The sequence below is a fragment of the Pseudomonas sp. MS646 genome, from assembly GCF_036693845.1.
Taxonomy (GTDB): Bacteria; Pseudomonadota; Gammaproteobacteria; order Pseudomonadales; family Pseudomonadaceae; genus Aquipseudomonas; species Aquipseudomonas chlororaphis_E.
This window is the reverse complement of the sequence record NZ_CP144763.1, coordinates 4,104,038-4,123,677: the sequence shown is the minus strand read 5'-3', so window position 1 is coordinate 4,123,677 and position 19,640 is coordinate 4,104,038. Positions and strand designations below refer to the sequence as shown.

Here is a 19,640-nt window from a genome sequence, read left to right as displayed (position 1 = left end):
TGGGCTGGGGCAGGTTGCCCGCAAGGATTGAGGTCAGTCAGTACCGTGGCGACTGACCTCCCGTATTCGCGAGCAGGCGCCATCAAGGTCAACGCAACACTGCGCCGCCTCAGCGCTTTTCCAGCTTGTCCGGCAACGGCGCAAACAACGCTTCGATATCGTCGCTCTGCAACTTCCAGTCGCCGGCCACGCGTCCATCCAGGACGCCGGCGGCGAGGTCGGATTTTTCCTTTTGCAGCAGCTGAATCTTTTCTTCTACCGTGCCCCGGGCAATCAATTTGTAGACGAACACCGGTTTTTCCTGGCCGATACGGTAAGCGCGGTCGGTCGCCTGGTTTTCGGTGGCCGGGTTCCACCATGGGTCGTAGTGAATCACCGTGTCGGCTTCGGTCAGGTTCAGGCCTACGCCGCCGGCCTTCAGGCTGATCAGGAAAATCTGACGCTTGCCGCTCTGGAATTCCTTGACGGGGGTGCGTCGGTCGCGGGTCTGTCCGGTCAGGATGGCGTAGTCGACGCCGCGTTTCTTCAGCTCATCTTCGATCAGCGCCAGCATCGAGGTGAACTGGGAAAACAGCAGCACCCGCCGGCCTTCTTCGAACAGTTCCTCCAGCATGCCCATCAGGCTGTCGAGCTTGCCCGAAGTGCTGCCTCGGGTGGGGAGGGCGGCATCGTTGATCAGGCGCAGATCGCAGCACACCTGGCGGAGCTTGAGCAACGCTTCGAGGATGATGATCTGACTGCGGGCGACGCCTTTGCGGGTGATTTCGTCGCGCACTTTCTTGTCCATGGCCAGGCGCATGGTTTCGTAGACGTCCCGCTGGGCGTCGCTGAGTTCCACCCAATGGATGATCTCGGTCTTGGGTGGCAACTCGGTCGCCACTTGCTCCTTGGTCCGGCGCAGCAGGAAAGGTTTTATCCGACCGTTGAGGTGCTGCAATCTGACGTCGCTGCCGCGCTTTTCAATGGGGGTACGGTAATCGCGGTTGAAGCTCTTGACGTCCCCGAGCCAGCCCGGCAACAGGAAGTGGAACAGCGACCAGAGTTCACCCAGGTGGTTTTCCAGCGGTGTGCCGGACAGGCACAGCCGTTGCCGCGCATTGAGCTCACGGGCGGCCTGGGCGGCCTTGCTGGTGGGATTCTTGATGTATTGGGCCTCATCGAGGATCAGCACATGCAGCGGCTGTGCAGCCAGGCGCTCGACGTCCTTGGGCAGCAGCGCATAGGTGGTGAGGACCAGGTCGTAGTCGGCCAGTCGCTCGAAGTGTTTCTTGCGCCCGGCGCCATACAGGGCCAGCACCTTGAGCTGCGGCGTGAAATGGGCCGCTTCGTCGAGCCAGTTGGGAATCAGGCTGGTGGGCATCACCACCATGCACGGCCGGTCTAGGCGCCCGGCATTTTTTTCGCTGAGAATGTGCGCCAGGGTCTGTAGGGTTTTGCCCAGGCCCATGTCATCCGCCAGGATGCCGCCGACCTCCAGCTGGCGCAGCGACTGCATCCAGCTCAGGCCTTCGAGCTGGTAGGGCCGCAGCGTCGCGTTCAGGCCTTCGGGCGCGGCGGCGGTGTAGTCCTTGATGTCGCGCAGGCGTTGGGCGAGGCCACGAATGTATTCGCCGCCTTCCCAACTCAGCGGCATGTCTTGCAGCGGGTTCAGGCGCAAGGCGTCCGCGCTGTTCAAGCGCAGCTTGGTGGTGCCGGGCTCTTGCAGGTAGAACTCGCCCAGGGTCGCCAGTACCGGTTTCAGCCGACCGTAGGGCAGGGCCACTTGTTGCGGGCCGAACTCGGCGTTCGGGCGAGAGGGCAGGTTGACCAGGATAAGCTCGTCGTCGCGGCGCCTGGCCAGGCGTTCCGGGTTGAACAGCTCGATGTGCGAGCGCATCAGGTTCAACAGGATTGGCAGCAGGCTCAGGCGTTCGCCGTTGACGATGATCCCCAGCTCGAGGTCGAACCAGTCCCGCTCCGGCGTTTCCTCCACCGTGGCATACCAGTCATCCACGGCGGTCAGGTCGAAGCCGAATTCCTCGTCGATCTGCAACTCCCAGCCTTGCTCACGAAGCTTGGGCAGGTCATTGAGGGTGAAGGTCAACCAGGCGCTGTCGTTGACCATCTCATACAGCTCGCCGGCGCTTTCCGGCAACGCCTTGCTCTGTCGGGTCGCGACCTTGAATCCGAGGATTCGCAGTTGTTCGCGGTAGGACTGCTCCACATCGGTATGGCGCTTTATCCGCAGCGTCTGGGTTTCCTGGCGCAGCAGCACGTCGCTGTTGCGTTGGCCGCTGACATACTCGCCCAAGTAGCTGAAGGACAGCGCCGCACGGTGCTGGATGTAGCGTTGCATCTTGCCGTTGCGCGGCTCGAAGGCGCTGAACTCGATGCTTGCCAGCCACAGGCGTGGCAGTGGTTGCACGTTGTCCACCAGCACCTGGGGCGGTGCCTTGGGGCTGCGGTTGTCCAGCACCGACTGGAGTTTTTCCAGCAACTGCGCGTCTTTTTCGGCAGCCGGGTAGGCCAGGGTTTCCTGCACTTGCAGAAGAACCGCCGCGCAATGCTTGCAGTTGATGCGCACCGGGCAGGAGCACGCGGCGTCAAGCAGGATCAGCGTGCCTTTGGCCGACTCCTTGAGGCGAATGGTCTGACGGTAGACGCTACTGCCAGAGCCTTCGCAACTGGCGGTGATGGTGCTGTCGCCGGCCTCGACGATCCTGACCCGGTTTTCCAGCGCATAGCGGCGCCCACGCTCCAGGCTTTGTTCCTTGAATCGATTGACCCAGGAAGGGGCCAGGGGTTTGCTCAGGGGCGAGGGCATAGGTGCGCCACTCAGTCCGGAATGACGTCAGGGGACTGGCGGGGTGCAGGCGCGGTCAGCGAGGTGAGCTTGATCAGCAGGCCAAGGTGGCCATTGTCGAGGAAGTTCAGCTGGCCATTCTTGGTGTGACTCTGCTGTTTCAGGCGTTCGCTGGCGGTGACCAGCCCATTGGCGTCGATCTGGTTGATCCAGAAGTCGGCGTCGACGTCGGTGAAGCGGCCCAGTTTCAGTTCCAGGGTGCCCTCGATGGGGAATTGCCCGAACTGTTCGGTGCCCTCGCTGATGGCAATCTTGCTGCCCTGTTCGCCGACGTTCTGCTGCCAGGCCTTGTGCATCAATACCGTGTATTGGCCGCTGGCGTTGAGTTTTTCCACGATGGCGCCCAGTGCCGGTGTGCGTTGGGCATTGGCGTCCAGGCGTCGCGCGCCGGCGTCCCAGTCTTCCGGCGCGGCGCGGCTGATGATTGCCGGCTCCGCGTTCTGCCGCACCAGGATCATTTCAACCTGATACAGGTCGTCGGCAAACGCCAGGGGAGCGACCAGGGTCATCAACAAGGTCAGTGAGCGAAACAGGCGCATGTGGCGTCCTTCAAGCAGTGGTCGGGGTTAGGCGCTCGAACAGCGCTTCTACGGTATTGAAACGCTCTTCCGGGCGTTCCATGGGCACCATGAACTTGAACATCGTGGCGCCTTCGAACTTGTAGCGCTTGGGCTGGCCCTGGATCAGCTTGATCAGCACCAGTGGGTCGACCGGTGTCTGGGCCTCGAACTCAATGCGCCCGCCATTGGGGCCGCCATCGACTTTCTTGATCCCCAGTTGCTCGGCCTTGAGCTTGAGCAGCGTGGTGCGGACCAGGTGCTTGGTCGGTTCCGGCAGCAGGCCGAAGCGGTCGATCATCTCCACTTGCAAGTCTTTGAGGCCTTCCTCGTCGCTGGCCGAGGCGATGCGTTTGTAGAGGATCAGCCGCGCGTGGACGTCCGGCAGGTAGTCTTCGGGTATCAGCGCCGGCACCCGCAGGTTGATTTCCGGTCCGCCGCCCAGCGGTTGGTCGAGGTTCGGCTGTTCGCCCTTGCGGATCGACTTGACCGCCCGTTCGAGCATTTCCATGTACAGGGTGAAGCCGACGGCCTGGATCTGGCCGCTCTGGCCGTCGCCCAGCAATTCGCCGGCGCCGCGGATTTCCAGGTCGTTGGTGGCCAGCACGAAGCCGGCGCCCAGGTCCTGGGTGTTGGCGATGGCCTCCAGGCGCTTTTCCGCGTCCGGAGTGATCTGCTGGCGCGGCGGTGTCAACAGGTAGGCGTAGGCCTGGTGGTGGCTACGCCCGACCCGACCACGCAACTGGTGCAACTGGGCCAGGCCGAACTTGTCGGCCCGCTCGATGATGATGGTGTTGGCGCTCGGCACGTCGATGCCGGTCTCGATGATGGTCGAGGCGATCAGCACGTTGAAGCGCTTGTGGTAGAAGTCGCTCATCACCTGTTCGAGTTCGCGTTCGCGCATCTGCCCGTGGCCGATGCCGATGCGGGCTTCCGGCACCAGTTCGGCCAGGTCGGCGGCGCATTTCTCGATGGTCTTCACGTCGTTGTGCAGGTAATAGACCTGGCCGCCACGCAGCAACTCGCGCAGCAGGGCTTCCTTGACCGTGCTCTTGTTCTGCTCCATGACGAACGTACGCACCGACAGGCGCCGGGCCGGTGGCGTGGCGATGATCGACAGGTCGCGCATGCCCGACACCGCCATATTGAGCGTGCGTGGGATCGGCGTGGCGGTCAGGGTGAGGATGTCGACTTCGCTGCGCAAAGCCTTGAGCTGTTCTTTCTGGCGCACCCCGAAGCGGTGTTCTTCGTCGATGATCACCAGCCCGAGGTTCTTGATCTTCACATCGTCCTGCAGCAGCTTGTGCGTGCCGATGACGATGTCGATCTTGCCTTCGGCCAGGTCCGCGACGGCGGCGTTCACTTCCTTGGCGGACTTGAAGCGGCTCATCACTTCCACGGTCACCGGCCAGTCGGCGAAACGGTCGCGGAAACTGTTGTAATGCTGTTGGGCGAGCAGGGTGGTGGGCACCAGGATCGCTACCTGCTTGCCGGCGTGCACAGCGATGAACGCGGCGCGCATGGCCACTTCGGTCTTGCCGAAGCCCACGTCGCCACACACCAGGCGGTCCATCGGCTTGGGTGCGAGCATGTCGGCGCGCACGGCTTCGATGGTGGTCTGCTGGTCGACGGTTTCCTCGAACGGGAAGCCGGCGCTGAAGGTTTCGTAGTCGGCTTTCGGGTCGGCGAATGCATACCCTTCGCGGGCGGCGCGGCGGGCGTAGATGTCGAGCAATTCGGCGGCCACGTCGCGCACCTGTTCGGCGGCTTTGCGCTTGGCTTTCTGCCAGGTTTCCGAGCCCAGGCGATGCAGGGGGGCGAGGGCATCGTCGCTGCCGGTGTAGCGCGCGATCAGGTGCAGGTTCGCCACGGGAACGTAGAGCTTGGCGCCTTCGGCGTATTCGAGGGTCAGAAATTCGGCGGCCTGGCCGTCGATTTCCAGCGTCGCCAGGCCCAGGTAGCGGCCCACGCCGTGGTCGATGTGCACCACCGGGGCGCCTTCGCGCAACTCGGTGAGGTTCTTGATGACGGCGTCGTTGGCGGCGTCGGCGCGTTTCTCGCGGCGCCGACGCTGCATGACACGTTGGCCGAACAGTGGGCTCTCGGCCACCAGGGCCAACGCCGGGTCGTCGAGTACCAGGCCTTCATCCAGCGGCGCGATGGTGATCGCCAGGCGATCCTTGCTGGTGATGAAGTCCGGCCAGCTTTCGACCGTCCTGGGCCGCAGCTTCAGGCGTTCGAGCAGATCCAGCAGCACTTCGCGGCGCCCCGCGGTTTCGGCGGTGAACAGCACGCGGCCAGGAAAACCGTCGAGAAAACCCGCCAGCGCCGCCAGCGGTTGCGAGGCCTTGGCTTCGATCGCCAGGTCGGGCAACGGCCTGGCCGGAAAGCGCTCACGACCAACGCCGGTTTCCACGTCCTGCTGGCTCGCCACCACGCGTGGCCAGTGTTTGAGGCGGGCGAAACAGTCTTCGACCGGCAGGAACAGTTCGGCCGGCGGCAATAGAGGCCGGGAAGGGTCGACGCGGCGCTCTTCGTAGCGGTTGCGCACGTCGTTCCAGAAGTTCTCCGCCGCCTGTTCGATACCGGGCAAGGAGAACACCTGGGTGTCCTGGGGCAGGTAGTCGAACAGGGTCGAGGTTTCTTCGAAGAACAGCGGCAGGTAGTACTCGATGCCGGCGGGAGTGATCCCACTGCTCAGGTCCTGGAAGATCGGGCAACGCCGGAAGTCCACGTCGAAGCGTTCGCGAAAGCGCGCCTTGAAGCGCGTCACGGCCTCTTTCTGCAGCGGGAACTCTTTGGCCGGCAACAGGCGGATCGACTGGACCTTGTCGATGGAACGCTGGTTTTCCGGGTCGAAGGTGCGCAGGGTCTCGATTTCGTCATCGAACAGGTCGATGCGATACGGCAGCTTGCTGCCCATCGGGAACAGGTCGATCAGCGCGCCGCGTACCGCGAACTCGCCGTGCTCGTACACCGTGTCGACGCAGCGATAGCCGCTGGCCTCCAGGCGGGTGCGCATCTGCTCGACGTCGAGCTTCTGGCCGATGTCCAGCACCAGGCTGCTGCCGAGCAGAAATTGGGTCGGTGCCAGGCGATGTAGGGCCGTGGTGATTGGCACTACCAAAACGCCATGACTGAGCTCCGGCAGCCGATAGAGGCTGGCGATTCGCTGGGAAATGATGTCCTGGTGGGGCGAAAAAAGATCGTAGGGCAGGGTTTCCCAGTCCGGGAAATGCAGCACGGGCAAGTCCGGCGCGAAGAACCCCAGCGCCTGCTCCAGCCGTTCGGCACTTTGGCTGTCGGCGGTCAGCAGCAGGGTAAAGCGCTTGGCAGCGCTGGCAGCCTCGGCGATGGCCAGGCTCAGGGCGGCACCGGGCAGGTTGCCCCAGTGCTGTTTACCTGCCGCGGCAGGGAGATGCGGAAGACGCAGAACGGGCACGGAAGATTGAGCTCCAGCGTTGCGACAAAGTCGACAAGTGTAGCGGGGGAAGGGGGCTGCTGTCAGTCGCAGACTGGCCTGGCAGGCAGGAAAACCATGGTGCGACAGGCGCGCATTGCTCCGCCGTGGACTCGGCGGCATAATGTAGCCCCTTTTTTCAGCCCCTACATGTGGAAGGTTCCCGTGACTCAGAAGCCCGACCAGTGTCTTGGTGAATGGATTGATCGTGAAGCGCTCGCCGAAGCGATGATCCCTCTCATCGGTCAGCTCTACCGCAATAACAACGTGGTGAGCTCGATCTATGGCCGCAGCCTGATCAACCAGTCTGTCATCGCGATTCTCAAAGCCCACCGCTTTGCTCGCCACCGTCAGTCCGACGACAGCGAATTGTCCGTCCACGAAACTTTCCCCCTGCTCAAGGCGATGAGCGAGCTCAAGCTCGGCGCCGCCTCGGTGGACCTGGGCAAGCTGGCCGTCAAGTTCAAGACCCAGGCCAACGGCCGTACTGCCGAGCAGTTCGTGCGCGAGGAAATGGCCGACGTGGTTGGCCAGCAGAACGCTTCGGCGCGTAAAGGCACCGACGTGGTCCTGTACGGCTTCGGCCGCATCGGCCGCCTGCTGGCGCGCATCCTGATCGAGAAGACCGGTGGCGGCGACGGCCTGCGCCTGCGGGCCATCGTGGTGCGCAAGGGCGCCGAGAACGACCTGACCAAACGTGCCAGCCTGCTGCGCCGTGATTCGGTCCATGGTTCGTTCAATGGCACCATTACCATCGACGAAGAAAACAACACCATCTGCGCCAACGGCAACCTGATCCAGGTGATCTACGCGAAGAACCCGACCGAGGTGGACTACACCCAGTACGGCATCAAGGATGCACTGCTGGTGGACAACACTGGCGTATGGCGTGACGCCGACGGCCTGGGCCAGCACCTGGCCTGCCCGGGTATCGACCGCGTGGTCCTGACCGCGCCTGGCAAAGGCAAGCTGAAGAACATCGTCCACGGTATCAACCATGGCGATATCACCGCTGACGACAAGATCGTTTCCGCCGCTTCCTGCACCACCAACGCCATCGTGCCGGTGCTCAAGGCCGTGAACGACAAGTTCGGCATCGTCAACGGTCACGTTGAGACGGTTCACTCGTACACCAACGACCAGAACCTGATCGACAACTTCCACAAGGGCGATCGCCGTGGCCGCAGCGCCGCGCTGAACATGGTCATCACCGAGACCGGTGCGGCCACCGCCGCTGCCAAGGCCCTGCCTGAGCTGGCCGGCAAGCTGACCGGCAACGCGATCCGCGTTCCGACGCCAAACGTGTCGATGGCCATTCTCAACCTGAACCTTGAGAAAGCCACCAGCCGTGAAGAGATGAACGAGTACCTGCGCTACATGGCGCTGCACTCCGACCTGCACAAGCAGATCGATTTCGTCAATTCGCAGGAAGTGGTGTCCACCGACTTCGTGGGCTCGCGCCACGCCGGTGTGGTCGATGCTGAAGCCACCATCTGCAACGACAACCGCGTTGTGCTGTACGTCTGGTACGACAACGAGTTCGGTTACAGCTGCCAGGTGGTTCGCGTGATGGAAGACATGGCCGGTGTGAACCCGCCAGCGTTCCCGCGCTAAGCTCTCGCCGCACATGAAAACGCCCCGACTTGTCGGGGCGTTTTTTTTGTCTGGGTTTTTTGCAGTGACGGGTAGGCCGTCTTCGCGGGCAAGCCCGCTCCCACAGAATAAGCGGACAAATTGTAGGAGCGGGCTTGCCCGCGAAGGCGATCGATCAGGCGCCTCCGACTACCGAAGCCTGCGCAGTGCGCAACGCATGACGATTGCCCTTGAACAGCACCAGGGTTGCAATCAGCCCCAGCACCGCCGCACCACTGAGCCATATCCCCGGCGCCGCCTTGTTGTCGAGCACATGGATCAGATAAGTACAGGCCGCCGGCGTAAACCCGCCGAACGTTGCGGTCGCCAGGCTGTAGGCCAGGGAAAAACCGGTGGTGCGCACTTCCACCGGCATGATTTCCGTCAAGGCCACCACCATGGCGCCGTTGTACGATCCGTACAGGAACGACAGCCACAATTCGACGATCAGCAAATGGCTGAAACTGGGGTTCGCCACCAGCCAGGACAGCGCCGGGTAGGCGGTCAGGATGGCCAGGATCGTCGCGGCAAGCAGCAAGGGCTTGCGTCCGATCTTGTCCGAAAGTGCCCCCATCACCGGCAGCCAGAAGAAGTTCGACAGGCCAATGCACACGGTGACCAGCAATGCATCCAAGTCCGACAGGTTCAACTCGGCTTTGCCGAAGGTCGGCGTGTAGGCGGTGATCAGGTAGAACGACACCGTGGTCATCACCACCAGTGCCATGCCGGCCAGGACGATACCGAAGTTCTGACCGATGGAGCGGATGATCTCCGACAGGGTAGGGCGATGTTTTCTCGCCTGGAACTCAGGTGTTTCTTCCAGGGAGCGACGGATCACGAAAATCGCCGGGACGATCATGCAACCCACCAGGAACGGCACGCGCCAACCCCATTCACCCATCTCCTGTGGGCTGAGCCAGTGATTGAGGCCCACCCCCAGCAGGCCGGCGAAGACCACGGCCGCTTGTTGGCTGGCCGATTGCCAACTGACGAAGAAGCCCTTGCGCCCCGGCGTGGAGATTTCCGCCAGGTACACCGATACGCCACCCAGTTCGACCCCGGCGGAGAAGCCTTGCAGCAGGCGGCCCAGCAGCACCAGCAAGGGAGCCGCCACGCCCAGGGTGGCGTAGCCGGGCACGCAGGCGATCAGTATCGTGCCGGCGGCCATCATTGCCAGGGTGATGATCAGGCCTTTGCGCCGGCCGTGGCGGTCAATGTACGCACCGAGGAAAATCGCCCCCAGGGGGCGCATCAGGAACCCGGCACCGAACGTGGCCAGGGACAGCATCAGCGAGGCGAACGCGCTGTCGGTCGGGAAGAACGTCTTGGCGATGGCCGTGGCGTAGAAGCCATAGACCATGAAGTCGAACATCTCCAGGAAGTTGCCGCTGACAACGCGGAAAATCGCCTTGCCGTTGCTTGTATTGGAAGACATGAAGGGGTACTCACTCTGGCAAATCTTGTAGGGGGTTGTATCTCTCTGTGGGAGCGGGCTTGCTCGCGAAGAGGGCGACACATCCAAGAGAGATGCCGCCCGCGCAATCGCGTTCGCGCGCAAGTCCGCTCCCACAGGTTTTGCGTCTGGACTGACTGGCGCTCAAGCCCATAATGGCGGGCGTGGTTTTGAGGGGAGATGAAGATTTGTTAACTGGACGCTGGCGCAAGCTTGTGTTTTTCGTGGGCATCCTGTCCGGCTGTGGCAACGGCGACACCCTGGAGCGTTTCGACGGTCCGACCATGGGCAGTCGCTATTCCATTCAATACGTCAGCCATCGGGCCACGCCTCGTCCGGAAGCGGTGCAGGCCGAGGTGGAAAGTATCCTCGCCGATGTGGATCGGCAGTTTTCGACCTACCGCAGCGACTCGGACATCGAGCGCTTCAACGCGCTGCCGGCCAACAGTTGCCAGGTGATGCCGGCTGCGGTGCTGGAGTTGGTGCGGGTGGGCGAGCAGTTGTCCGTCCAGAGCGACGGCGCCTTTGACCTGACGGTAGAACCGTTGCTGAACCTGTGGGGGTTCGGCCCGCAGTCCCGGGGCGAGCAAGTGCCCAGCGCCGAGGCCTTGGCCCAGGCCCGCCAGCGCGTCGGTCATGGTCATTTGCGCATCGAGGGCGACCGGTTGTGCAAGGACGCCGCGGTGGAAGTCGACTTCAACAGTATCGCCGCCGGCTACGCGGTCGACCGGATCGCTGCCCGGCTCCAGGCCTTGGGCATCGACAGTTACCTGGCCGAAGCCACTGGCGAACTCAAGGCGGCTGGGCGCAAGCCCGATGGCTCGCCCTGGCGCGTCGCCCTGGAAGAGCCCCGGGATGACCGGCAGGTGGCTGAACGCGTTATCGAAGTCGATGGCTACGGGGTTTCAACATCTGGCGATTACCGCCGATATTTCGAACAGGACGGCGCGCGCTATTCCCACACCTTCGATGCACACACCGGTGCACCGGTCCTGCACAACCTGGCGTCGGTCACAGTGATTCATCCTTCGGCGCTGATGGCCGATGGACTGTCGACGCTGTTGCTGATCCTCGGGCCTGAACGGGGGTGGGACTATGCCGAGAAACACGGCATCGGGGTATTTTTCGTGATGCGCGATGGCGAGCGTTTTGTCACGCGTACCAATGATGCGTTTGAACGGATCAGTAGCGGGAAAACCCAGTGATGACAGCTTGACGAAAGGCTACCTGTGGCGAAATAGCGCAGGCAAAACTAGCCTCTGACGCGACCAAGGGGTAATGTGCGCGGCGTTGACGCTTCTATAGACTGTGGCCGGGCTCGTGAACCGGCCTGAAAATTGTTCCTTCATGCCGCGACCCGGCATGATTTAGCCGCAGGTACCATACCGGGTGCCGCGGCCTGTTCTGAGGAGTACGCATGGCTGTCTACAACTACGACGTGGTGGTACTGGGTTCCGGCCCGGCGGGGGAAGGCGCGGCAATGAACGCCGCCAAGGCAGGGCGCAAGGTGGCGATGGTCGACAGCCGTCGGCAGGTCGGCGGCAACTGCACCCACTTGGGCACCATCCCGTCCAAGGCCTTGCGTCACTCGGTCCGGCAGATCATGCAGTTCAACACCAACCCGATGTTCCGGGCCATCGGTGAGCCGCGCTGGTTCTCCTTCCCGGACGTGCTCAAGAGCGCCGAGAAGGTCATCTCCAAGCAAGTGGCCTCGCGTACCGGCTACTACGCCCGTAACCGGGTCGACGTGTTCTTCGGCACCGGCAGCTTCGCCGACGAGCAGACGGTGGAAGTGGTCTGCGGCAATGGCGTGGTCGAAAAACTAGTGGCCAAGCACATCATCATCGCCACCGGTTCGCGCCCGTACCGTCCGGCCGACATCGATTTCAACCACGCGCGTATCTACGACAGCGATACCATCCTGAGCCTGGGCCATACCCCGCGTAAGCTGATCGTCTACGGCGCCGGCGTGATCGGTTGCGAATATGCCTCGATCTTCAGCGGCCTGGGGGTGCTGGTGGAACTGGTGGACAACCGCGGCCAGTTGCTGAGCTTCCTGGACTCGGAAATCTCCCAGGCCCTGAGCTATCACTTCAGCAACAACAACATCACGGTGCGTCATAACGAAGACTACGATCGCGTCGAAGGTGTCGACAATGGCGTGATCCTGCACCTCAAATCCGGCAAGAAGATCAAGGCCGACGCCTTGCTCTGGTGCAACGGGCGTACCGGCAACACCGACACCCTGGGCCTGGAAAATATCGGCGTGAAGGTCAACAGCCGCGGCCAGATCGAAGTCGACGAAAACTACCGCACCTGTGTGCCGAACATCTACGGCGCCGGTGACGTGATCGGCTGGCCAAGCCTGGCCAGTGCCGCCCACGACCAGGGTCGCTCGGCCGCCGGCAGCATCGTCGACAACGGCAGCTGGCGCTTCGTCAACGACGTGCCGACCGGCATCTACACCATTCCGGAAATCAGCTCGATCGGCAAGAACGAGCAGGAACTGACCCAGGCCAAGGTGCCGTATGAAGTGGGCAAGGCCTTCTTCAAGAGCATGGCGCGGGCGCAGATCGCCGGCGAGCCGCAAGGCATGCTCAAGATCCTGTTCCATCGCGAGACCCTGGAAGTGCTCGGCGTGCACTGCTTCGGCTACCAGGCCTCCGAGATCGTGCACATCGGCCAGGCGATCATGAACCAGCCGGGCGAGTTGAACACGCTCAAGTACTTCGTTAACACCACCTTCAACTACCCGACCATGGCCGAAGCCTATCGGGTAGCGGCTTACGACGGGCTCAACCGGCTTTTTTGAGCGGCTCCGGCCGGTGGCCTGAGCCGGCCGGGGAGACCGATTTCAGCCATTCCCGAGCGTGGCGGTGGCCAAACCGGGAAAGTCTGTAATCAGGCTGTCAGCGCCAAAGTCGGCGAGCCTGCGCATCAGCGCGGGCTCGTTGACGGTCCACACCGACACATGCAAACCCTGGCGCTGGGCCTTGATCAGGCGCTCGGGGGTGCACAAGGTCCAGTTCAACGCCAGAATCTCGCAGCCATAGCCCTGGGCAACCTTCAGCGGGTCGAGCCAGGCGTATTCGGCCACCAGGCCGCGGGAAATGTCCGGGGTCAGCTCCAGGGCCGCCTTGAGCACCTCCCGGGAACTGGAGGTGATGGTGACCTTGTCCAGCAGGCCGAAGCGCTGGGCCATTTCGCGGATGCCCAGCACCGTGGCCGCCGCCCGGGTGCGCGAGGCGCTCTTGACCTCCAGTTGCCAGTGCTCGAAATCACATTGCTCGAACAGCTCTTCCAGGCGTGGGATCGGGCATGGCTTGATCCAGCCCGGGCCACCCTTGCGCGCATCGTAGGTCACCAGCTCGGCAGCGGAATGCTCCACCACCTTGCCCCGACGATCCGTGGTGCGCTTGAGGGTCGGGTCGTGGATCACCATCAACTCGCCGTCCATGGATAAATGCAGGTCCAGTTCGCAACGGCGCACGCCGTGCTTGAGGCATTCCTGAAAACCGGTCAGGGTGTTTTCCGGTGCTTCGCCCTTGGCGCCGCGGTGGCCATAGATGAGGGTCACGGTTCTTCCTTATTGATACCTGATTCGTTCAGTTCCCGCGCCAGGCGCCGCTCTTGCGCCTGTTTCTGCAGGATGTAGCGGGCCAGCAACTGGCGCTGGGCGTCGGTCGGGCGTTCAAATTCGGTGCCGACGTCATAGCCATCGCCCTTGGGATCGCAATGGGTCACCCGAGCGCGCAGCAACAGGCCCAGGGCCTGGGGCATCAGCACCAGCTTGATCGACAGGTGGGCGCCGACGGCGACGGGCGTGGGGTATTGGAAATCGATGCCGCCTTCGGAAATGATCACCGGCTGCGGTTCGCCGATCTCGCCGAGCACGGTCAGGGCCACGACCTGGCTGAGCAGGTCGATGCGGCGGTTCATGGCCTTGAGGTACGCCGCGATGCTGCGTTCGCGCTCGCTGATCTGGCGCAGCAGATGCTGGGACTCGAATTCGCTCAGGTGCAGTTCGCTGAGCAAGTTGAACAATGGAGACGCATCCTGCAACACTTCCTGGCCGGCAGCTTCAGGAATGGACAGGGGCCGAATTTCCAGTGCGATCATGTCCTCGATACGGTAGTATTCGCGGCGATCTTCTTCATCTAATGTCGACATGGCGAACCCATGGTAGCGGCGGTGGTCTGAGTGTAAAGCTGGTTTGTGACCCCCGCCACAAGGACGTTCCTTTTCCCTCCGAACAAGCCCCGACATGTTCAGACCTCTCTTCGTATTTATCGGCACGCGTTATACCCGTGCAAAGCGTCGCAACCATTTCGTATCGTTCATTTCCCTGACCTCCATCATCGGCCTGGCCCTTGGCGTGGTCGTGATGATCGTCGTGTTGTCGGTGATGAACGGCTTCGATCATGAAATGCGCACCCGTGTGCTGGGCATGGTCCCGCACGCGACCCTCGAATCCGGCGAGGCCATCAGCGACTGGCCGAGCCTGGCCGCCAAGGTCAAGCAGAACCCGCAGGTGCTGGCCGTTGCGCCGTTCACCCAGATGCAGGGGTTGCTGACCAACAACGGCAAGGTCTCCAAAGTGCTGCTCAACGGTATCGACCCCGGGCTGGAGCGACAGGTGTCGATCATCGACAACTTCATGAAGCAGGGCAAACTCGATGACCTGGCGCCCGGCAGCTTCGGCATCGTCATCGGCGACAAGGCCGCGGCCAAGCTCGGCGCCGCCATCGGCGACAAGCTGACGTTCGTCGCGCCGGAAGTCACCGTGACGCCCGGGGGCATGTTCCCGCGCATGAAACGCTTTACCGTGGTCGGCATCTTCCACGTCGGCGCCGGCGAGCTGGACGGTTACCTGGGCGTGACCAACCTCCAGGACCTGGCGCGCCTGCATCGCTGGAAACCGGACCAGGTCCAGGGCCTGCGGTTGAAGTTCGACGATCTGTTCCAGGCGCCGCGTGCCGCCTGGAACATTGCCCAGCAGCTCGGCGAAGACCGCTACTACGCCCGTGACTGGACTCGCACCCACGGCAACCTGTACCAGGCGATCCGCATGGAAAAAGCCATGATCGGCCTGCTGTTGCTGCTGATCGTCGCCGTGGCGGCGTTCAACATCATTTCCACGCTGGTGATGGTGGTCAACGACAAGAAGGGCGACATCGCCATCCTGCGGACCCTCGGCGCCACGCCGGGGCAGATCATGCGGATCTTCATGGTCCAGGGTACGGTCATCGGCGTGATCGGCACGGTCGTCGGCGCCCTGGTCGGCATGTTCGCCGCACTGAACGTCAGCGCCGCGATCGCTGCCCTCGAAGGCCTGATCGGGCACAAGTTTCTCAACGCCGACGTGTACTTCATCGACTACCTGCCGTCGCAGTTGCAAGCCGATGACGTGTTGATGGTCTGCGGCGCCGCGTTGGTCCTGAGTTTCCTCGCCACCCTGTATCCAGCCTGGCGTGCCGCACGCACCCAGCCGGCGGAGGCGTTACGTTATGAGTGAGTCGGGCATGAGTGAAAAAGCGATCTTGAGTTGCCGCAACCTGGGCAAATCCTACGAGGAAGGCCCGGAGTCGGTGGTGGTGTTGTCGGGCCTGCAACTGGAGTTGCACCCTGGCGAGCGCGTGGCGATCGTCGGCACCTCCGGGTCTGGCAAAAGTACCTTGCTCAATCTGTTGGGCGGTCTCGATACGCCGACCTCCGGCAGCGTCTGGCTGGCGGGCGAAGAGCTTTCGGCGCTGAACGAGAAGGCCCGTGGCCTGCTGCGTAACCGCGCCCTGGGTTTCGTCTACCAATTCCACCATTTGCTGCCTGAATTCACCGCCCTGGAAAACGTCTGCATGCCGCTGCTGATTGGCCGCACCGCGATTCCTGAAGCCCGCCAACGGGCCACGGCATTGCTGGAGCGGGTAGGGCTGGGGCATCGCCTGGAGCACAAACCCGCCGAACTGTCCGGTGGCGAGCGCCAGCGCGTGGCGATTGCCCGGGCCCTGGTCAACAAGCCTGGGCTGGTGATGCTCGACGAGCCGACCGGCAACCTCGACTCCCACACCGCCCAAGGCATCCAGGACCTGATGCTGGAGCTGAGCACCTCGATGCGCACTGCGTTTCTGGTGGTGACCCACGACATGAACCTGGCCCGGCAGATGGACCGCGTCCTGCACTTGCAGGAAGGCTGCCTGACGCCCATCTGACCGACCGCAACCCGGCACGCGATGCACGTGCCGGGTCATTTATTTTCATACGGTGCCCCGCGAATGTTCAGACCGTTATCGATCTTTATCGGCACGCGCTATACCCGCGCCAAGCGCCGCAATCGCTTTGTCTCGTTCATCTCCATGACCTCGATGATCGGCCTCGCCCTGGGTGTGCTGGCGATGATCGTGGTGCTGTCGGTGATGAACGGCTTCCAGCGCGAAATGAGTTCGCGCATCCTCGGCATGGTGCCCCACGCCACTATCGTCGGCGTCAATCCGATCGACGACTGGCAACCGGTCGCCACGGCCGCGCTGAAGAATCCCGAAGTGACCGCCGCCGTGCCGTTCACTGAGCTGGAGGGCATGTTGAGCTACAAGGGTTCGATGCAGCCGATCCAGATCAGCGGTGTCGACCCGGCCCAGGAAGGCAAGGTGTCCATCGTTGCCCAGCATATCGTCCAAGGCCGCCTCGACGCCTTGAAACCGGGCGAGTTTGGCGTGGTGATCGGTGAAATCACCGCCCGGCGTTTTCGCCTGAACGTCGGCGACAAGCTGACCCTGATTGTGCCGGAAGTCAGCACTGCACCCGGTGGCATCACCCCACGCATGCAGCGCTTGAACGTGGTTGGCGTGTTCAAGGTGGGCGCCGAGCTGGACGGTTCCATGGCCCTGATCCACCTGGCCGACGCCGCGCAGATGCAGCATTGGCAGCCGAACCAGGTGCAGAGCGTGCGCCTGGCGGTGAAGGATCTGTACGCGGCACCGAAGGTTTCCGGTGACATCGCCGCGAGCCTGGGTTCCGGCTACAAGGCCGACGACTGGACCCATACCCAGGGCAGCCTGTTCAGTGCCATGAAAATGGAAAAGACCATGATTGGCCTGCTGTTGTTGATGATTGTCGCGGTGGCGGCATTCAACATCATCGCCACCCTGATCATGGTGGTGAACGACAAGGGCGCGGACATCGCGATCCTGCGTACCATCGGCGCCACGCCACGACAGATCATGGCGATCTTCATGGTCCAGGGCACGGTGATCGGCATCGTCGGTACGCTGATTGGCGGCGTGCTGGGGGTGATCGCAGCGCTGAATGTCAGTGCGCTGGTGGGCTGGCTGGAGCGGGTCAGCGGCCAGCACATCTTCAGTTCCGATGTGTACTTCGTCAGCAACCTGCCGTCGGAGCTTCAACGCGGCGACGTGGTGTTGATCTGCTCGGCCGGGTTCATCCTGAGTTTCCTCGCCACCGTCTACCCGGCCTGGCGCGCGGCGAAGATCGAGCCGGCGCAGGCGTTGCGGTATTCGTAAGGCCGGCGCAGCCCCCTGTGGCGAGGGAGCTTGCTCCCGCTGGGCTGCGTAGCGGCCCCAAAGATGGCGAGCGCTGCGCACTGGAGCGCCAGCCCGGTCAAGCGGGAGCAAGCTCCCTCGCCACAGAAGGGGATGTGTCAGGCTTGATGGAGCTTTGGCAACTCAATCAGAAAGCAGGTCCAGCCATCGGCTGATTCACAGCGGATCTCTCCGCCATGGGCGCGGATGATCGAGCGGGTGATGGCCAGGCCCAGGCCGGCGTGTTCGCTGCGGCTTTCCTGGCGGGCCGGGTCGGCGCGGTAGAAACGGTCGAACAGGCGTGGCAGACGATCTGCCGGGATTTCCTCGCCGCTGTTCTCCACGCTGACGCGGACTCTTTGGACCTCATCGACAATGCGCACCCGCACGTCGCCCCCTTCGGGGGTGAAGCGCAGCGCATTGTCCAGCAGGTTGGAAAGGGCCCGGCGCAACATGTTGCGGTCGCCGTCGAGGCCGCCATCGCCCTCGCGACTCAAGCGCACGTTGGCGTCCTCGGCCAGGGGCGCGAAGAATTCCAGCAACACGTCCACTTCCTCGGCCAACGCCAGCGGCTCGCGATTCGGCGCCAGCAGGCCATGGTCGGCCTTGGCCAGGTACAACATGTCGTTGACCAGTTGCGCCATCCACTGCAGTTCTTCGAGGTTGCTGTGCAATGCCTCGCGGTAATCCTCCAGAGAACGCTCGCGGGTGAGGGTGACCTGGGTATGGGTCAGCAGGTTCGACAGCGGGGTGCGTAGTTCATGGGCAATGTCGGCGGAGAACGCCGAGAGCCGTTGGAAGGCGTCATCCAGGCGTCCGAGCATGGCGTTGATGCTGTGGGCCAGTTCCGCCAGCTCGGCGGGCATTTGCGCTTCGGGTAGACGGGCGTTGAGGGAGTGGGCCGAAACGCCGCCGGTGATCACCCCCATGCGCCGCAAGGGTCGCAGGGCGCGCCGGGCGGTCCAGGCGCCGAGCAGGGCGGTGGCCAGGGCCGAGAGGCCGACCGTCAGCCAGATCAGCCGTTGCATGCGCTGGAGAAAATGCTGGTGGTGGGTGATGTCCAGCAGCAGGGTCAGTTGCGGCGAGTGTGCGCGCTCGGGGTACAGCGGCGCGTTCAGCACGCGGTAGTCACTGTCGGCTTCGCTGACGGTCGACAGGCCGGGACGCTCCGGCAGCCGGGCCGGAATCCGGATCGAACTGTCGTACCAGCGCACACCGTCGCTGCCCTTGATGCGCAGGGCCAGGTCGGCCTGGCGGCTCAGTTCATCTTCCAGGCGGCGTTGGGCCTGCTCGGCGTCGAGGTCTTGCAACGCGTGGCGCAGGCCGATCAGCTTGCCCTCCAGCAGTTGCTGGTCGAGTTCGATGAAGTGCGCTTCGCTGGCCCGGCTGAACAGCACCCCGGCCAACAGCGACACCACGGCGGTACAGGCGGCGAACAGCAAGGCCAGGCGACTGCTCAGCGACCATGGCCCCCTCACAGGCCACGCTCTTCAAGCACATAGCCCATGCCGCGCACGGTGTGGATGAGTTTGCTGGGGAATTCGTCGTCGATCTTGAGGCGCAGGCGCCGGATCGCCACTTCGATGACGTTGGTGTCGCTGTCGAAATTCATGTCCCAGACCTGCGAAGCGATCAGCGACTTGGGCAGCACTTCGCCCTGGCGGCGCAGGAGCATTTCCAGCAAGGCGAATTCCTTGGCGGTGAGATCGATGCGTCGGCCGGCGCGCTCGACGCGGCGGCGGATCAGGTCCAGGCGCAGGTCCGCCAGTTGCAGGCTGGTTTCCTGGGGTGTCGAGCCGCCACGACGCAACAGGCTGCGGACCCGCGCCAGCAACTCGGAAAAGGCAAAAGGCTTGACCAGGTAATCATCGGCGCCCAGTTCCAGGCCGTGCACCCGGTCTTGTATGGCGTCCCGGGCCGTGAGGAACAGCACCGGCGTGTCCAGGCCGGCCCCGCGGACGGCTTGCAGAATCTGCCAGCCATCGCGGCCGGGCAGCATCACGTCGAGGATCAACACGGCGTATTCGCCACTCAGGGCCAACTGCTGGCCGGTGATGCCGCCGGCCGCCAGGTCGGCGTTGAAGCCGGCTTCGCTCAGGCCCTGGCGCAGGTATTGGCCGGTTTTCGTTTGGTCTTCGACGATCAGCAGTTTCATGGGCAGCTC

General features: G+C 63.2%; 14 protein-coding genes. 6 read left to right on the top strand and 8 right to left on the bottom strand.

Going from position 1 to position 19,640, the window contains the following annotated elements; translation table 11 throughout:
- Positions 1–109: 109 nt before the first annotated feature.
- Genes V3H56_RS18040 through mfd form a run of 3 tightly spaced genes read right to left on the bottom strand, consistent with a single transcriptional unit; the run spans position 110 to position 6,841 of the window.
- Positions 110–2,803, bottom strand: a complete 2,694-nt coding sequence (locus tag V3H56_RS18040; RefSeq protein WP_047737764.1) for a DEAD/DEAH box helicase — start codon at positions 2,801–2,803, stop codon at positions 110–112.
- A gap of 11 nt (positions 2,804–2,814) precedes the next feature.
- Positions 2,815–3,381: a CsiV family protein gene (locus V3H56_RS18035; protein ID WP_042729265.1), complete on the bottom strand. Its 567-nt coding sequence runs from the start codon at positions 3,379–3,381 to the stop codon at positions 2,815–2,817.
- A 10-nt stretch (positions 3,382–3,391) separates the two neighbouring features.
- Positions 3,392–6,841, bottom strand: coding sequence for a transcription-repair coupling factor (gene mfd / locus V3H56_RS18030; RefSeq protein ID WP_047737762.1), 3,450 nt, complete (start codon positions 6,839–6,841; stop codon positions 3,392–3,394).
- Between the two features lie 168 nt (positions 6,842–7,009).
- Here mfd and V3H56_RS18025 point away from each other — a divergent pair, with 168 nt between their 5' ends.
- On the top strand, positions 7,010–8,473 hold the full coding sequence (locus V3H56_RS18025; RefSeq protein ID WP_042732681.1) for a glyceraldehyde-3-phosphate dehydrogenase: 1,464 nt from the start codon (positions 7,010–7,012) through the stop codon (positions 8,471–8,473).
- A gap of 154 nt (positions 8,474–8,627) precedes the next feature.
- On the opposite strand, the gene V3H56_RS18020 is transcribed toward V3H56_RS18025, so the two are convergent.
- Positions 8,628–9,926 carry an MFS transporter gene (locus tag V3H56_RS18020; RefSeq protein WP_042732682.1) on the bottom strand — a complete coding sequence of 433 codons (1,299 nt, stop codon included), beginning with the start codon at positions 9,924–9,926 and terminating at the stop codon, positions 8,628–8,630.
- Between the two features lie 233 nt (positions 9,927–10,159).
- Between V3H56_RS18020 and V3H56_RS18015 the strand changes: the two genes are divergently transcribed.
- Entirely contained in the window at positions 10,160–11,149 is a 990-nt protein-coding gene (locus V3H56_RS18015) for an FAD:protein FMN transferase (RefSeq protein ID WP_338474789.1), read from the top strand.
- Positions 11,150–11,361: 212 nt separating this feature from the next.
- Positions 11,362–12,756 carry a Si-specific NAD(P)(+) transhydrogenase gene (gene sthA / locus V3H56_RS18010; RefSeq protein ID WP_003183399.1) on the top strand — a complete coding sequence of 465 codons (1,395 nt, stop codon included), beginning with the start codon at positions 11,362–11,364 and terminating at the stop codon, positions 12,754–12,756.
- A gap of 42 nt (positions 12,757–12,798) precedes the next feature.
- On the opposite strand, the gene V3H56_RS18005 is transcribed toward sthA, so the two are convergent.
- Positions 12,799–13,521 (bottom strand): glycerophosphodiester phosphodiesterase family protein, encoded by a 723-nt coding sequence (locus tag V3H56_RS18005; RefSeq protein ID WP_047737757.1) that lies wholly within the window; start codon positions 13,519–13,521, stop codon positions 12,799–12,801.
- Positions 13,518–14,114, bottom strand: a complete 597-nt coding sequence (locus tag V3H56_RS18000; RefSeq protein WP_047737755.1) for a PilZ domain-containing protein — start codon at positions 14,112–14,114, stop codon at positions 13,518–13,520. Before V3H56_RS18000 ends, V3H56_RS18005 begins: the two co-directional genes overlap by 4 nt.
- 94 nt (positions 14,115–14,208) lie before the next feature.
- On the opposite strand from V3H56_RS18000, the gene V3H56_RS17995 reads away from it, so the two are divergent.
- The 3 genes from V3H56_RS17995 (at position 14,209) to V3H56_RS17985 (ending at position 17,458) form a co-directional block, all read left to right on the top strand.
- Entirely contained in the window at positions 14,209–15,459 is a 1,251-nt protein-coding gene (locus V3H56_RS17995) for a lipoprotein-releasing ABC transporter permease subunit (protein ID WP_123579765.1), read from the top strand.
- A 7-nt stretch (positions 15,460–15,466) separates the two neighbouring features.
- Complete coding sequence (gene lolD, locus V3H56_RS17990; protein WP_172679754.1) at positions 15,467–16,150, top strand: lipoprotein-releasing ABC transporter ATP-binding protein LolD; 684 nt, start codon at positions 15,467–15,469, stop codon at positions 16,148–16,150.
- Positions 16,151–16,213: 63 nt separating this feature from the next.
- The gene (locus V3H56_RS17985) at positions 16,214–17,458 is read left to right on the top strand and encodes a lipoprotein-releasing ABC transporter permease subunit (RefSeq protein ID WP_338473712.1); all 1,245 of its coding nucleotides are present in this window, start codon (positions 16,214–16,216) and stop codon (positions 17,456–17,458) included.
- Positions 17,459–17,595: 137 nt separating this feature from the next.
- Here the strand turns inward: V3H56_RS17985 and V3H56_RS17980 are convergent, their stop codons facing one another.
- Both V3H56_RS17980 and V3H56_RS17975 read right to left on the bottom strand, forming a co-directional pair.
- Positions 17,596–18,954, bottom strand: a complete 1,359-nt coding sequence (locus tag V3H56_RS17980) for a heavy metal sensor histidine kinase (RefSeq protein WP_047737747.1) — start codon at positions 18,952–18,954, stop codon at positions 17,596–17,598.
- Positions 18,951–19,631, bottom strand: coding sequence for a heavy metal response regulator transcription factor (locus tag V3H56_RS17975; RefSeq protein WP_047737745.1), 681 nt, complete (start codon positions 19,629–19,631; stop codon positions 18,951–18,953). Before V3H56_RS17975 ends, V3H56_RS17980 begins: the two co-directional genes overlap by 4 nt.
- Positions 19,632–19,640 lie beyond the last annotated feature (9 nt).